Raw genomic sequence first — 14,738 nt, 5'->3', positions numbered from 1 at the left:
TTCCCGCCGGTGGCCTCGTGGCAGGCCCGGACGAATGCCGGCTCGGGCGGCCGCCCCAGTTCCCGGCGCACCAGGGTGGCGACGGCGGCCTCGCCGAGCGGGCGGGGGCGCACGAGTTCGGCCAGCGGCTCGGCGGCGAGCACGCCCCACAGGCCGCGCTCGGTTCCGCCCGCATTCGGGCGGGTGGCCACCAGCAGCGCCACCGGGAGGCCGTCCAGCCGGCGCGCGAGGGAGTCGAGGTAGCGCAGGGACGGCTCGTCGGACCAGTGCGCGTCGTCGACGACCAGCAGCAGGGCCGCGCCGGTCGCGAGGTTCGCCGTCAACCAGTACAGCCCGTGCAGGACGGCGAACGGCGCAGGCGCGTCCTCGGCTTCGGCCCCGCCCGCCCTCAGCGCGGGCTCGGCCAGCGCGGCCGCGCCCGACAGCAGCTCGGGGCGCGCCGCCGCCGGCGGCTCCAGCAACTGCCGGACGACCCCGAAGGCGAGCTCACGCTCCAGCTCCCCGCCGCGGGCGCTCAGCACCCGCAGCCCGCGCTCGACCGCCAGGGCGGCCGCGGCGCGCAGCAGCCGGGTCTTTCCGATGCCCGCCTCGCCCTCGACCAGGAGAAGCGCTCCGCGGCCCGAGACGGCGGACGCGAGCGCCTGCTCGACCGCCGCCAGCTCGGCGTCCCGGTCGAGGAGCCCGGTCACGACATCGTCCGGCCCCGTCATCCGGCTCCTCCCGTGGAGGATGTCCGGGGGACTATCAGGGTGCCGCGACGATGCCGGAAGCCCCGCGCGGTGCTTACCGTGCCGATCCGGGTCCTACCGGGCCCGCACCGCTCGCCCCGAGGGAACCGGACATGCTCAACCCCGCGCACTCACCCAACTTCAGCAGGACCTTCGCAGCGCTCTGCCTCGTCGCCGGCCCCGTGCTGCTGCTCGTCTCCGGGCTGGTCGCACCCACCTGGTCCGAGGACCCCAACGCCTACCTCGACGCGATCGCCGCATCCGGGAACGCAAACATCGTCGGCGCCTTCCTCTTCCTGGTCGGCGTCATTCTCACCATCGGCGGCCTGATCGGCGTGCTGCACCTGACCCGGGGCAAGCACGTCACCGTGGCCCAGGTCGGGGCGGGCATGATGATCGTCGGTGCCCTGTTCGGCAACTGGTTCTACGCTGCGATCCTCGAGACGACCGCGGCGCGGCCCGGGCTCGACCGGGGGCAGATGATCGCCCTGTTCGACCAGGCCGAGCAGAGCCCGTGGGGGATCGTCGGGTTCCTGAGCTACCTGGTCGGGATCGTGCTGGGCTCGATCGTGCTCGCCGTCGGCCTGCTGCTGCGCCGGGCCGCGCCCGTGTGGGCGCCCATCGCGCTGATCGCGTCCACGGTGGTCGGCTACTTCTCCGGCGACAGCTTCCTGTTGTCGCTGGTGTCGTTCGCGCTCCTGGTCGTGGGCTTCGCCGGGGTCGCGTGGCGGATGCTGACGCTGACCGACGAGCAGTGGGCGCAGTGGCAGCCGCTGCCGGACGCCCCGCGCCGCACGCGGCGGTCGATGACGACCGAGGAGCCGGCAGGCCCCGCACTCGCGTAGCCCGCGCAGCGGAGGAGGGGCCGCCGCGGAGTGACAGCAAGGTGGCGATACTGCCGCCCAGTGGCAGTATCGCCACCTTGCTGCGACCCGGACCACCCCGCCGCTGGCGGTCACACGAACGATCGTGCTAGAAATGCTCCTATGAGCAAGGGGGACGTGACCCGGGGCGTCATCCTCGAGGAGGCAGGCCGGCTCGCGAGCCGGGTCGGTCTCGCCGGGCTGACGATCGGGTCGCTCGCCGCGCAGACCGAGCTGTCCAAGAGCGGGTTGTTCGCCCACTTCGGCTCGAAGGAGTCGCTGCAGCTGCAGGTGCTGGAGCACACCTCCGAGCGCTTCGTGGCCGAGGTGATCCGCCCGGCCCTGCGCGCACCCCGGGGCGAGCCGCGCGTCCGTGACCTGTTCGAGCGCTGGCTGGACTGGGCCACCTGCCCCGGCGGTTGCCTGCTCGTCGCGTCCGCGTTCGAGCTCGACGATCAGCCCGGCCCGGTCCGGGAACGCCTGGTCCAGGACCAGCGTGACTGGCTGGACACCATCGCCATGGTCTTCACGGGGGGCATCACCGAGGGCCACTTCCGGCCCGACGCCGACGCCCGCCAGTTCGCCCAGGACCTCGACGGCGTGATGCTCGCCTACCACCTCGCCAGCAGGCTCCTCACCGATGCCGAGGCGGGCACCCGCGCCCGCCGCGCCCTCGACGCCCTGCTCGCCGCCGCCCGCTGACCCACCCCCTCTGAAGGAGTCCCGATGACCGAGTCGGCGCAAAATAGAACGATCGTTCGTGCTCATCGAGCGTTATGGGGTGGGCTGGAGCGCTACGCGCCACGCCTCGGGGCCCGGTGGGCGACACGGCTTTGGTTCACGGTCCCGCCCCCGATCCCACCCGTCCGGCTGCCCGCCCTGCCGCCGGGCGTGGACGCGGGCGTCGCGCTGGACGGGCGCGCCCTGCACGGCACGGCGTGGGGTGCGGGCCCGCCGGTGTACCTGGTGCACGGCTGGGGCGGGCGGTCCGGACAGCTCGGGGCGTTCGTGGCGCCGCTGGTGGCGGCCGGGCACCGGGTGGTCGCGATGGACGCGCCGGCGCACGGCGCCTCCGGTCCCGGCGCGCACGGGCGCCGATGCGGCAGCATCCCGGAGTTCGCGGCAGCGCTGCGGGCCGCGGTCGCCGTGCACGGCAGACCGCACGCCGTGGTCGCCCACTCGCTCGGCGCCGCCGCGGCCGCGCACGCCCTCCGCGAGGGGGTGCGCCCGGCCCGGCTCGTGCTGCTCGCGCCGGTGGCCGATCCGCAGCAGGCACTCACCACGTTCGCCGCGCGCGTCGGCTTCGGCCCCCGCATCCGCGCCGGGGTCGAGCGGGCCACCGAACGTCGGCTCGGGCTGCCGTGGGCGGCATTCGACGTCCCGGCGGTCGCCCGGTTCGTGGCCGTGCCGCCCACGCTCGTCGTGCACGACCGGCGCGACCGGGAGGTGGGCTTCCGCGAGGGTCGCGCGATCGCCGACGCCTGGCCGGGCGCGCGGCTGCTGGCCACCGACGGGCTCGGGCACCGCAGGCTGCTGCGCGACGACGCGGTGGTCGCCGACGTCGTCGGCTTCGTCGCTGATGGCGCCGAGACCCGGCGGTCGGCGTGAACCCGCCCGGGGTCACCGTCCGCCCGCTGCCCCGCCACGAAGCCGCGCACGCCGTCGACACGGTCTTCGCGGGGCTCTCGCCCCGCAGCCGCTACCTGCGCTTCCACTCCCCCGTGCCGCGCCTGCCCACGGCGGTGCGCGACCGGCTGATCGACCTGGACGGCCGGCGGCAGGCCGCCGTGCTCGCGGAGAGCGCCGGCCCTGGAGCGAGCGAGCCCATCGGCATCGCCCGGATCATCGGCGCCGGGTCCGGCGGCGCCGACCTCGCTGTCGCCGTTGTCGACGCCTGGCACCGGCGCGGGGTGGGCAGGCGCCTGCTCACCGCCGTCACCGCGCTCGCCGAGGAGATCGGCTACGGCGAGCTGCGCGGGATGGTGCTGCCGGAGAACGTCGCGATGCTGAGCCTGGCCCGGCAGGTGCTCCCGTGGGCGCGCCCGTGGTTCGACGGGGACGCGATCCAGTTCGTCGCGCCGATCGGGGAGGCGGCGTGGACGATCTCGGAGGAGGACGTGCTCGCCGACCTGCTGACGCGCTGACACCGAATGCGCGAACGGCACTCTCGTCCGATAGGTGTGGACGAGAGTGCCGTTCGCGCAACGAGTTCCGCGGACTATGCCGCCGCCTCCAGCACCAGGCGGTCGAGGCGGATGCGGTTGATCGCCGCCAGTTCCGCCCGCATCACGCGCCGCTCCGTCGCCGGGTCGTTGCCGAGCCGCCCGCGCAGGATCGCCAGCAGCTCGTCGGCGCCCTTCCCGCTGGCGCACACGAGGTAGACGTGCCCGAACTTCTCCTCGTAGGCCCGGTTGCCCTCGGCGAGCGCCGCGAGCACCTCGGCGGACGCGCCGCCGACGCCGCTCTGCTCGCGGCGCGACTGCGCGCTGTCCGAGCGCTCGCCGATCCGGGGGTGCCCGGTCAGCCCGTCGGCGACGTCGGCGTCGGTGAGCGACGCCTCGGCCGCGGCGTGCAGCGCGGCGGCCGACGCGTACGGCCGCCCGGCCGCCACCTCCCGCGCCCACCGCGGCGCCCGGCAGCACTCCAGCAGCAGCCGCTCGGCTTCTACCGCCGAGAGCGCGTTGAACCGCGTGATGCTCATCGGTCCCCGCCGAACGCCCGCGCGCGGGCGGTGTGAATCGGGTTCGCCTCCGCGACCAGATCGCAGAACCGGTGGTTGGCCACCTTCGCGATCTCGATCAGCGCCGCGGCGTGCTCCTGCGCCGGGGAGTTCGCCAGCCGCTGCCAGCCGTCGCGCAGGATGTGCTCGCGCTTCTCCACGTCCCGCACGCACACGATCAGCGGGATCCCGAACCGCTCGCGGTAGGCGGCGGTGAGCTGCTCGAACTCCTCGTGCTCGGTCTCCGACAGCCGGGTCAGCCCGGCCGTGGACTGGTCGCGCACCGAGTCCTCGCCCTCCTCGCCGAGCGCGACGCGGTCGCCGCCGAGGTCCGGGTAGAAGCCCATCAGCTCGCGCTGCTCCTCCTGGCTGCCGGAGAACAGCGCCTCCTGGAACGCCGAGCGCAGGTCGGAGATGTCGGTGAACGGCTTGCGGTCGTAGGCGCGCTCGACGGCCCACGCCGGGCCCTGGAACAGCCGCGCGAACGTCGCCACGAACTCCTCGCGGCTCATCCGGTTGACCTGGTCGAGCCGGACGGTCGGGGTGCCGGGCGCCCCGACGACGGCGGGGCCGAAGTCCTTGCCGACGTGGTGGAACACGACGTTGAGCACAATCGCGGTAAGGCTGCCCAGCGTGATGCCGGAGCCGAAGATGATCTGCGCCCAGCCCGGGACGGCCGTGGCGACATCGGGCTGCACGGTGACGAACACGGCGAGCCCGATGCTCGAGCCGACGATGACGACGTTGCGGTGGTCGTGGAAGTCCACCCGCGAGAGCGTCTGGATGCCGACGACGGCGACGGTCGCGAACATCGCGAGGGCCGCACCGCCCAGCACCGGGTGCGGGATGCCGGCGACGATCGCGCCCGCCTTCGGGATCAGCCCGATCACGATCATGAACGCACCCGCGGCGGCGACGACGTAGCGGCTCTTGACCCGGGTGAGCCGCACGAGCCCGACGTTCTCCGCGAAGCAGGTGTAGGGGAACGAGTTGAAGACGCCGCCGATCGTGGTGGCGAGGCCGTCGGCGCGCAGGGCGCGGGAGATGTCCTCGCGGCCGACGCGCTTGTCGACGATCTCACCGGTGGCGAAGACGTCACCGGTCGTCTCGACGGCGGTGATCAGCATGACGACGATCATGGAGATGATCGCGGCGATGCTGAACTGCGGCCACCCGAAGTGGAACGGGGTGGTGACGCCGATCCAGGCCGACTCGCCGACGGCTTCGAAGTGCGCATCGCCGAGCGCCCACGCGACCAGCGTGCCCAGCACCAACCCGATGAGCACCGCGACCGTCGCCATGAAGCCGCGGAACACCCGCTGGATGAGCACGATGACGGCGAGCGTGCCGAGGGCGTAGGCGAGGTTGCGCGCGTTGCCCGGCTCCGGGTGCGACCCGCCGCCGACGGCGTCGAGCGCCGCCACCGGCAGCAGCGCGATGCCGATGATCAGGATGACCGATCCGGTCACGACCGGCGGGAAGAAGCGGATCAGCCGGCTGAAGAACGGCGCGACGAAGAACGTCGCGAGCCCGGCGACGATCACCGCCCCGTAGATGACCAGCAGCCCCTCGGTGCCGCCGCCCGCCGCGAGAGCGATCGCGATCATCGGCGATACGGCCGTGAACGTGACGCCCTGCAGCAGCGGCAGCCGGACCCCGACCTTCCAGAAGCCCACCGACTGGATGATCGAGGCGATGCCGCAGGTGAACAGGTCGGCGTTGATCAGGTGGATGAGCTCCCGCTCGGAGAGCCCGATCGCGCCGGCCAGCAGGATCGGCACGATCACCGCGCCGGCGTAGAACGCGAGCACGTGCTGGAAGCCGTAGACGGCGAGCTTGCCCGGGGGCAGCACCTCGTCGACGGGGTGCACCCGTTTCGGGGCGGTGGTGGATCTGCGCATGGTCGTCAACACCTCGCAGGACAGGGAAGGGGCCCGAGTGAGCTGCGCCATACGATGCGCGACGACGCATCCGACCAACCACTCCCCGAACCGACAAAACCCCGTCCCCGCGCGGCGGCGGGATTGTGCGATCTGCCAGCGAGGTCAGGACGGGCGGCCGTCGAGCAGCCTCCCCCAGCCCGCGATCGGCCGGTCCCACCCGGTCATCCGCAGCGCCTGCCACAGCGTCACGGCGACGCTGTCGAGGACCGGGACGCCCAGCTCGGCCTCCAGGCCCGCGACCAGCGGCGCCGCCGCGAGGTTGGTGCACACGACGGCGACCGCGTCGACGTCGTGGGCTACGGCCCGCGCCATCGCCGCCAGGTCGGCCCCGGGGACGGAGGCGAACGCCTCGTTGTCGGTCAGGCCCGAGTGGTGCTCGGCGACGACGGCGACCCCCTGTTGCGCGTACTGCTCGGCCATCCGGGCCGCCACCTCGCCCACGTACGGGGTGACCAGACCCAGGCGCTTCACCCCCAGGACCGCGAACGCCTGCGCCATCGCCAGCGTCGACGTGGTCGCCGGGATCCCCGTCGCCTCCTGCAGCCGGTGGACCAGCTTCTCGTCGTGCCCCGCACCCAGCCACGACCCCGAGGTGCCGTTCCACACCTGGACGTCCACCCGCGCGTCGGCCAGCAGCTCCGCGGCCCGCAGCATCGGTTCGGCGGCGAAGTGCGCCGACGCGTCGAGCGTGATCGTGGTGACCGGCAGCCGACTGAAGTGCACGCTCACGTCGTCGACGCCGGAAAGGATCCGGTACGTCACCGGCTCCAGGCAGGTGTTCGACGACGGGGTGATCATGCCGATCCGGGTCACGCGAGGCTCCGCACCGACGCGCACGAGGAGAGCCCGCGGGTCAGCTCCTCCTTGTCCAGGTCGCGCCCGATGACCACCATCCGGCTGCGGCGCGGTCCGCTCCCCCACGGCGCACCGGGCTGCACGTCGTAGATCTGGTGGATGCCCTGGACGACGAGGCGGCGGTCGTCGTCGCGCACCGCGATCAGGCCCTTGAACCGGTAGAAGTCGCCGCCGCGCCCGTCGACGAGCCGCCGCAGCCAGTCGTCGAACGCCGCGCGGTCCACCTCCCCGTCGACCTCGATCCCGACCGACGTCAGCGTCGGGTCGTGCAGGTGCTCGGGCTCGTCGAGCCAGCCGGGCCGGTTCTGCAGCTCCCGGTTCAGGTCGAAGGCGCCGACCCCGAGGATCCGGGACAGCTCGATCCGGCCGTGCGTGGACGTCATCATCTCGGCGGTGGCGTTGATCCCGCGCAGGCGCTGCTCGACGACCCGCAGCTCGCCGGGCGTGACGAGGTCGACCTTGTTGACGACGATCCGGTCGGCGAACGCGATCTGGTCGACCACCTGGCCGCCGACGCCGTCGGGCGCCACCTCGTCGAGATGACCGCCCACGTGCTTGGCGTCCACCAGCGTCACGATCGCGTCCAGCTCGAAGTGGCGGGCGATCTCGTCGTCGACGAAGAACGTCTGCGCCACCGGGTTCGGGTCGGCCATGCCGCTGGTCTCGATGAGGATCCGGTCGAAGCGCTCGCGCCGCTCGAGCAGCGACCGCAGGATGTCGATGAGGTCGGTGCGCGCCGTGCAGCACAGGCAGCACCCGTTGCTCATCTCGATGATCTTCTCGTCGCCGCCGATCACGAGGTCGTTGTCGATCGGGATCTCGCCGAACTCGTTCTCGATGACGGCGATGCGGTGCCCGTGGTGGGCGGTGAGGATGTGGTTGACGAGCGTGGTCTTGCCCGAGCCGAGGAATCCGGTCAGGACGGTCACGGGGATCGTGGTCATGCGGCGCCTCCTGCGCGTCGGGGGACCTGGTCGAGCAGCCGCCGCGCGGTCGCGCGCGCGTCGGCGGAGACGACGATGCGGTCGCCGTGGAAGTCCGGACCCCGCGTGGCGTCCAGCCCCATCCGGGACGTGGTGCCGTCGCTGCCGGAGGACGGGTCGAGCGGTGAGCCGGGCAGGCCGTCGACGACGAACAGGTCGCGGTGGGGCTGGAAGTGGGTGGCGAGCGCCCACAGCACCTCGGCGTCGTCGGTGACGTCGACGTCCTCGTCGACGGCGATCACCGTCTTGACGTACGGATCCCAGCCGAGCAGACCCAGCATCACCTGGCGCGCCTGCCCCGGCCGCCGATGGCGCAGGCCGACATAGCAGTGGAAGTGGGTGCCCGACGTCGGGTAGTGCAAGGCCGTGACGTCGGGGAACCGCCCCATGAGCTTGGCGGCCATCTCCGCCTCGCGGGGGATCCGGGCGAGGTTGAGGTGCTCGGCGGTGTTGCCGCCCTCGACGTCGATCAGCAGTGGCTCGGCGCGGCGCAGGATCGTGTCGACGTGCAGCACGTTGTGGGTGGACCGGTTCGACGAGTAGCCGGAGAACTCGCCGAACGGGCCCTCGTCCGCCCGCGCGTCCGGGTCGATCGTGCCCTCGAGCACGATGTCGGCCCAGGCGGGCACGCCGATCCCGTGCCTCGGGGTGCGCACCACCTCCAGCGGCTCGCCGAACAGCGCGCCTGCGAGCGCGCGCTCGTCGACGTCGTAGCCGACCCGCGCGGACGCGGCGAGCATGAACAGCGGATGCCCGCCGATCACCATCGCCACCGGCATCGGCTCCCCGCGCTCGGCGTAGCGGCCCAGCATCCGCCACAGGTCCCCGCGCGAGTGCAGGCTGGTGGCGAGCTCCGTGCGGGCATGGACCATCGAGCGGTGGTAGCTCATGTTGCCCACGCCCGAGTCCGGGTCCTCGCCGACGATGATGCCGCTGGTGATGTACGGCGCCCGGTCGGAGGCGAAGTGCCGCAGCATCGGCACGGTGCCCAGGTCGACGTCGTCGCCGCGTCGCACCACCTCCAGGACCGGCCCGTCGTCCACCACCCGCGGCGGCAACGGCGTCGCGGTGCGCTGCTGGTAGGTCGCGTGCAGCCGGGCCGGCTCGCAGCCGAGCATCCGCGCGATCCGCCGCCGCGAGGCGAACACGTTGCTGAGCACGGGGACGCCGATCTCACCAGCGCTGAGGCCGTCCACCTTGCGGCACAGCACCATCTCGTCGCGGCCGGCCGCGGTGAGCTCGTAGATCAGGCCGGTGACGCCCTCGTCGGCCGCCACCGCGTCGTCGACGACGACCACGTCGTCGGGATGCTCGGCGAGGTACGAGTCGAGGAACGCGTGCGGGTCCTGCCGCACCGAAAGCCCCGGGTAGGTCATGATACCGCTCCTTCCACGGGCTGCACCGTGCGAACGGGGCCGTGCCAACGCGGGGAGACGTCGTGCTCGATCCCGAACTGGTCGAGCACCTTTCCGGACAGGTGCGCCAGGACGTCCTCGACCGAGGACGGGCGCTGGTAGAACGCGGACATCGGCGGCAGCACCGTCGCGCCGGCCTCGGTGACCGCCACCATGTTGCGCAGGTGCACGAGGCTCAGCGGGGTCTCGCGGGCCACCAGGACGAGCGGGCGGCGCTCCTTGAGGCAGACGTCGGCGGCCCGCGTCAGCAGGTCGTCGCCATAGCCGTGCGCCACCGCGGCCAGGGTCTTCATCGAGCACGGCACCACGGCCATGCCCAGCGTGAGGAACGAGCCGGACGCGATCGACGCCGCGATGTCGCCCCTCCGGTGCACGACGTCGGCGAGCGCGGCGACCTCCGACGGGCGCATCCCGGTCTCGAGCTCGATCGTGCGGTGCGCGGCGTGGGAGATCACCAGGTGCGTCTCGACGGTGCCCAGGCGGCGCAGGGTGCGCAGCAGGTGGATGCCCAGGTGCGGGGCGCTCGCGCCGGTGATCCCGACGACGAGCCGCTGGCGTGCCATGTCAGACCCGCTCCGTCGTCGTCCGGCGGGAGACGTGGAAGACGAGGTTGAGGCCGACGGCGACGATCGTGCCGATCGCGACCCCGCTCTTGAGGAACGTCTGCAGGACGTCGGGCATCTGCTGGAAGAAGGCGGGCGAGGTGGCGGGCACGATCCCGACGCCCAGCGCCAGCATGACGATCAGCAGGTTCCCGGGCGCCCGGAAGTCGACCCGGGACAGCAGCTGGATGCCGGAGACGGCCAGCGCGCCGAAGGTGACCACCGCCGCGGCCCCGACCACCGGCTGCGGGATCGCGGCCACCACCCGGCCGACGGGCTGCACGACGCCGAGCAGGATGAGGATCCCGCCGCCGACCGCCACCGGGAAGCGGCTGCGCACGCCGGTCAGCGCGATGAGCCCGATGTTCTGCCCGAAGGTGGTGTAGGCGAACCCGCTGAACACGCCGCTGATCGCCGTCAGCAGGCCGTCGACGCGCAGCAGCCGGGCGATGTCGCGAGGCCCGACCTTCTTGCCGACCACCTCGCCCACCGCGAGGCCCTGCCCGGCGCCCTCGACCATCAGCACGAACACGATGATCAGGAAGAGCAGGATCGACGGGACGTGGAACTGCAGCGGTCCGAAGTGGAACGGGGTGATCATGCCGAAGACCGGGCCGTCGCCGACCCCGGCCAGGCTCCCGATGCCGGCGATCCAGCCCGTGACCGCGCCGATGACGATCGCGAGCAGGATCGACAGCTGGCCGAGCAGGCCGCGCAGGAACCGGTAGAAGACCACCATCAGCGCGATCGTGAACGCGGCGAGGCCGAGCTTGCCGAGGTCGCCGTAGCCGGGAGCGGCGGGGTCGGAGCCGCCGGCGATGAGCCGGAAGCCCACCGGGATCAGCGTGAGCCCGATCAGCGTGATCACGGTGCCGGTGACCACGGCCGGGAACAGCGTCAGGAGCATGCTGAAGTACGGCGCGACCAGGATCCAGATGATCCCGGCGACCAGGAGCGAGCCGTAGACCGTGCCGAGCCCGTGGCTCTGGCCCACCAGGACCATCGGCACGATCCCGTTCGAGGCCGCCCCCACGACCAGCGGCATCCGGATGCCGAACGTCCAGAGGCCCAGTGCCTGCAGCAGGGTACCGATCCCGGCGAGCACCAGGTCGATGCTGACCAGCGCCGCGATCTGGTCCTCGGTCAGGCCGAGCCCGGCGCCGACGACGATCGGCACGATCACCACGCCCGCGTACATCACCAGCACGTGCTGGAGGCCGAGCAGGACGGTGGGGCCGGGCCGCAGGCGCTCGTCGACGGCAGACACAGCGGAGTCGGGCGCGCCGGGGTCGGGGGTTGCGGAGGAGTGTGCTTCGTGCTGGACCATGGGATCCCTCACCTCATCGGAAGGCCACCGTGGAGCGGTGGGCCCCCGGCCGCTCGGGCGTGAACTCCGAGCACCTACGGGGCGATGGGTGGTACCACAAGCATCCGAGATGTTGCATGTAATCCTGGGCGGGGTCAAGGGCAGGTGCAGGGTTCGCCCACGGGAGCCGGGCAGACGTTCTTCTCGGTCCGGGTCCGGGGGTTCAGCAGCAGGTTGAGCGCGATCGCGCAGATGCCGCCCGCGGCGATACCGCTGTCGAGCACGGTCTGCACCGACGACGGCAGTCCGCTGTAGAACTCGGGCGCGCCGCCGGGCATCATCCCGAAGCCGAACGAGATCGCCACGATCATCATGTTGCGCGCACTGCTCAGGTCGGCCTGGGCGGCGATCTTCAGGCCGATCACACCCACCGTGCCGAACATGACCACCCCGACACCGCCCAGCACCGGGCCGGGCAGAGCCGCGATCACCGCGCCGAGCTGGGGCATCAGCCCCATGACGATGAGGATCACGCCCGCGGTGGCCACGACGAAGCGGCTGACGACGCGGGTGATGCTCACGACCCCGACGTTGTTGCCGAACGTCACGATCGTGAACGAGTTGAGCACTCCGGCAAGCGCGGCGGCGACCCCGTCGGCGCGCAGCGCACCCGCCATCGTCCGCTGGTCGATCCGGCGGTCGGTGATCTCCCCGATGGCGAGCGTGTGCCCGGTGGTCTCCACCATGTTGACCGCCTGGACGATCAGCATCGGGACGATGGCGGCGAGCAGGAACGTCGGCGGCCCGAACGCGAAGGGCACCACCACGCCGAACGTGTCGGCCTGCGCGACCGCGGAGAAGTCGGCCATCCCGAGCAGGACGGCGACGAGGGTGCCGAGCACCAGCGCGATCAGGATGCCGAACCGGCGGACCGCCTGCGGCGCGAACCGTTCGATGGCCAGCACCAGCGCGATCGTGCCCAGCGCGAGCAGCAGCTTGTCGACCGAGCCGTAGCCCGGCGCCGTCGGGTCCGACCCGGCGATCAGGTTCGAGGTCTTCGGCAGCAGCGAGAAGCCGATGATCGCGATGATCGTGCCGGTGACGATCGGCGGGAAGAACGGCAGCAGCTTGGAGAACCACGGCGCGACGAGCCACCCGACGACGCCGGCGACGATGGTCGCGCCGAAGACGGCGGGCAGCCCGGCGTCCGCGCCCACGGTGATCGCGGGCGCGATCCCGGTGAAGGTGGAGCCCATCACCATCGGCAGCCGCGCCCCGATGTTGAACACCCCGAGCGTCTGTATCAGGGTCGCGATCCCGCTCACCAGCACGTTCGCCGTGACGAGCAGCGCGATCTGGTCGGTGGGCAGCCCGATGCCCAGCCCGATCAGCAGGGGTGTGGTGACCATCCCGGAGTAGGCGACGAGCACGTGCTGCAGCCCCAGCGGCACGAGCTGGCGCACCGGGGGGACGGTGTCGACGGGGTGGCGGTTGGCAGCGGTGGTGCGGGCACGGAATCGCATCGTTCCTCCAGTGGAACGCCGGCGGTCGTGGAGTGGGTCAGGAGATCCAGGGGGTGCGCAGGCCGGTCATGTCCGCCCGCGCGAGCAGGGCGTCGGCGTGGCGCTGTGCGTCGGCCATGACCTCGTCCTCGTCGAGGCGCAGGCACCGGCCGCCGGCGTAGAGGATCTGGCCGCCGGCGATCGTCATGTGCACGTCGGAGCCGTGCGCGGAGTACACGAGCTGGCTCACGACGCGGTGCACCGGCCGCAGGTGGGGCCGGTCGAGGTCGACCACGACGATGTCGGCGAGCCGGCCCGGCGCCAGCACGCCGGCATCGACGCCGGCGTAGCGGGCGCCGTCCCGGGTGGCCATCTCGAGGGCGTCCTCGGCGCGGGCGCTGGTCGGGTCGAGGGTCGCCAGCCGCTGGGCGAAGATCGCCTGCTTCATGCACTCGAACGCGTCCTGGCGGTGCCCGCAGCTCGGGCCGTCGGTGCCGAGCGCGACGGCGACGCCACGGTCGCGCAGGTCGCGCAGCCGCACTGTCCCCGAGGCCAGGTAGGCGTTGGACGTCGGGTTGTGGGCGACGTGCGCACCGGCCTCGGCGACGTGGTCGACGTCCGCGTCGTCGAGCCAGATCGCGTGGGCGAGCGTGGCGTGTCCGTCGAGCAGGCCCTTGTCGGCGAGCCACTGCACGGGCGTCGCCCCGTAGGCCTCGCGGTAGCTCTCCGGGTCGCTGCGTCCCTCGCAGCAGTGGGCGTGCCAGCGGGTGCCGAGCTCACGCGCGAGCTCGATCCCGGCCCGCAGCAGGTCCTGGTCGACGTAAGTGAGGTTCAGCGGCGCCGGCCAGACCTCCACCCGCGACCCCGGCGGCCGGTGCCGGACCGCCTCCCGGGTGATCGCCAGCTCGTCCGTGGCCGAGTACCGGAAGAGCCCGTCGGGCTGGCCGCGGCGCCGGGCGATCTCCGTCGGGTGCCCGACCATGCCCCGGGCGACCGCACCGCGCAGCCCGGCCTGCTCGATCACGTCGGCGACCGCGAGCGTGGTGGCGAGGTCGCTCGGGGCGTAGTGGTTGTCGATCACGGTGGTGATGCCCGACCGCAGGGCCTCGACCACGCCCAGGCGGGCGCCGGCCACGGCCTCCGCCGGATCGACCCCGATCGAGTACGGCCACATGAACCCGCACAGCCACGGCACGATCGACATGCCCTCGCCGAGGCCGCGGGCCAGTGCCTGGTAGAGGTGGTTGTGGCCGTCGACGAACCCCGGGAGCACCGCCTTGCCGCGGCAGTCGACGACCGTGTCGGCCCGCCAGTGCGTCATCTGCGCGTCCGGGCCGACCGCGACGATCCGCTCGCCGCGGACCGCGACGCTGCCGGTCTCGTGCACGGTGCGGTCGTCGTCCACCGTGACCACCGCTCCCCCGGTGAGGAGGAGGTCGCAGTACTCGAACCGCTGCTCGGCCATGACGCCCGCTTCCCGGGCGGTGCGACCGCCCTGTTCCCCGTAGCGCTGCTCCGCCCGGCACAGGGCGGGAGATCGCCGAACGGTTGAACCCAGGGCGGGAGGTCACCGGCGTGGGGAGCATGTAACGACAGTCACGTTACGGTGTCAAGAGCGCTCGCAGTTTCCGCAGCTCGACGAGGCATGCGGCGCGGCTCGGCAGGCGCACGGGCGCCGCAGCCCGGCACCCACCGGCATCCGGGTCGATGGATTACATGCAGATCGTTGACACCTCGCCGCGGACGGTGGTCGAATCGGGTCAGCCGCGATCGACGCGGCGGCCCGTAGGTGCGGTGATTCGCGGCCGGGGACGTCTGACGA

At 72.6% G+C, this 14,738-nt stretch carries 14 protein-coding genes; 4 read left to right on the top strand and 10 right to left on the bottom strand.

All coding sequences use genetic code 11. The annotated features are described in order from the left end of the window. The coding region (locus tag KME75_RS21960) for an AAA family ATPase (protein ID WP_219416755.1) at positions 1 to 710 on the bottom strand (710 nt) is incomplete at its 3' end. Positions 711 to 841: 131 nt separating this feature from the next. On the opposite strand from KME75_RS21960, the gene KME75_RS21955 reads away from it, so the two are divergent. The 4 genes from KME75_RS21955 to KME75_RS21940 all read left to right on the top strand — a co-directional run bounded on the left by KME75_RS21955 (position 842) and on the right by KME75_RS21940 (position 3,735). Then, complete coding sequence (locus KME75_RS21955; protein WP_219416754.1) at positions 842 to 1,573, top strand: hypothetical protein; 732 nt, start codon at positions 842 to 844, stop codon at positions 1,571 to 1,573. 141 nt (positions 1,574 to 1,714) lie between these two features. Continuing rightward, on the top strand, positions 1,715 to 2,293 hold the full coding sequence (locus KME75_RS21950) for a TetR/AcrR family transcriptional regulator (protein ID WP_219416753.1): 579 nt from the start codon (positions 1,715 to 1,717) through the stop codon (positions 2,291 to 2,293). Between the two features lie 189 nt (positions 2,294 to 2,482). Then, positions 2,483 to 3,199: an alpha/beta fold hydrolase gene (locus KME75_RS21945; RefSeq protein ID WP_219416752.1), complete on the top strand. Its 717-nt coding sequence runs from the start codon at positions 2,483 to 2,485 to the stop codon at positions 3,197 to 3,199. Next, positions 3,196 to 3,735, top strand: coding sequence for a GNAT family N-acetyltransferase (locus KME75_RS21940; protein WP_219416751.1), 540 nt, complete (start codon positions 3,196 to 3,198; stop codon positions 3,733 to 3,735). The genes KME75_RS21945 and KME75_RS21940 overlap by 4 nt, the downstream gene beginning before the upstream one ends. A gap of 74 nt (positions 3,736 to 3,809) precedes the next feature. Here KME75_RS21940 and uraD (KME75_RS21935) read toward each other — a convergent pair whose 3' ends face one another. The 9 genes from uraD (KME75_RS21935) to KME75_RS21895 all read right to left on the bottom strand — a co-directional run bounded on the left by uraD (KME75_RS21935) (position 3,810) and on the right by KME75_RS21895 (position 14,381). Next, entirely contained in the window at positions 3,810 to 4,292 is a 483-nt protein-coding gene (uraD, locus tag KME75_RS21935) for a 2-oxo-4-hydroxy-4-carboxy-5-ureidoimidazoline decarboxylase (RefSeq protein WP_219416750.1), read from the bottom strand. Next, complete coding sequence (gene uraD, locus KME75_RS21930) at positions 4,289 to 6,211, bottom strand: 2-oxo-4-hydroxy-4-carboxy-5-ureidoimidazoline decarboxylase (protein WP_246632567.1); 1,923 nt, start codon at positions 6,209 to 6,211, stop codon at positions 4,289 to 4,291. The genes uraD (KME75_RS21935) and uraD (KME75_RS21930) overlap by 4 nt, the downstream gene beginning before the upstream one ends. Before the next feature lie 144 nt (positions 6,212 to 6,355). After that, positions 6,356 to 7,066 carry a maleate cis-trans isomerase family protein gene (locus tag KME75_RS21925; protein ID WP_308282978.1) on the bottom strand — a complete coding sequence of 237 codons (711 nt, stop codon included), beginning with the start codon at positions 7,064 to 7,066 and terminating at the stop codon, positions 6,356 to 6,358. After that, positions 7,063 to 8,052 carry a CobW family GTP-binding protein gene (locus tag KME75_RS21920; protein ID WP_219416749.1) on the bottom strand — a complete coding sequence of 330 codons (990 nt, stop codon included), beginning with the start codon at positions 8,050 to 8,052 and terminating at the stop codon, positions 7,063 to 7,065. Before KME75_RS21920 ends, KME75_RS21925 begins: the two co-directional genes overlap by 4 nt. Next, positions 8,049 to 9,467, bottom strand: coding sequence for a UbiD family decarboxylase (locus KME75_RS21915; RefSeq protein ID WP_219416748.1), 1,419 nt, complete (start codon positions 9,465 to 9,467; stop codon positions 8,049 to 8,051). Before KME75_RS21915 ends, KME75_RS21920 begins: the two co-directional genes overlap by 4 nt. Beyond that, entirely contained in the window at positions 9,464 to 10,069 is a 606-nt protein-coding gene (locus KME75_RS21910; RefSeq protein WP_219416747.1) for a UbiX family flavin prenyltransferase, read from the bottom strand. Before KME75_RS21910 ends, KME75_RS21915 begins: the two co-directional genes overlap by 4 nt. 1 nt (position 10,070) lies before the next feature. Further along, positions 10,071 to 11,435, bottom strand: coding sequence for a nucleobase:cation symporter-2 family protein (locus KME75_RS21905; RefSeq protein ID WP_219416746.1), 1,365 nt, complete (start codon positions 11,433 to 11,435; stop codon positions 10,071 to 10,073). 134 nt (positions 11,436 to 11,569) lie between these two features. Continuing rightward, on the bottom strand, positions 11,570 to 12,937 hold the full coding sequence (locus KME75_RS21900) for a nucleobase:cation symporter-2 family protein (RefSeq protein ID WP_219416745.1): 1,368 nt from the start codon (positions 12,935 to 12,937) through the stop codon (positions 11,570 to 11,572). Positions 12,938 to 12,974: 37 nt separating this feature from the next. Further along, the gene (locus tag KME75_RS21895) at positions 12,975 to 14,381 is read right to left on the bottom strand and encodes an amidohydrolase family protein (protein WP_219416744.1); all 1,407 of its coding nucleotides are present in this window, start codon (positions 14,379 to 14,381) and stop codon (positions 12,975 to 12,977) included. Positions 14,382 to 14,738 lie beyond the last annotated feature (357 nt).

The sequence above is a fragment of the Pseudonocardia nigra genome, from assembly GCF_019396355.1.
Classification (GTDB): Bacteria; Actinomycetota; Actinomycetes; order Mycobacteriales; family Pseudonocardiaceae; genus Pseudonocardia; species Pseudonocardia nigra.
This window is presented reverse-complemented; position numbering and strand designations above follow the sequence as displayed.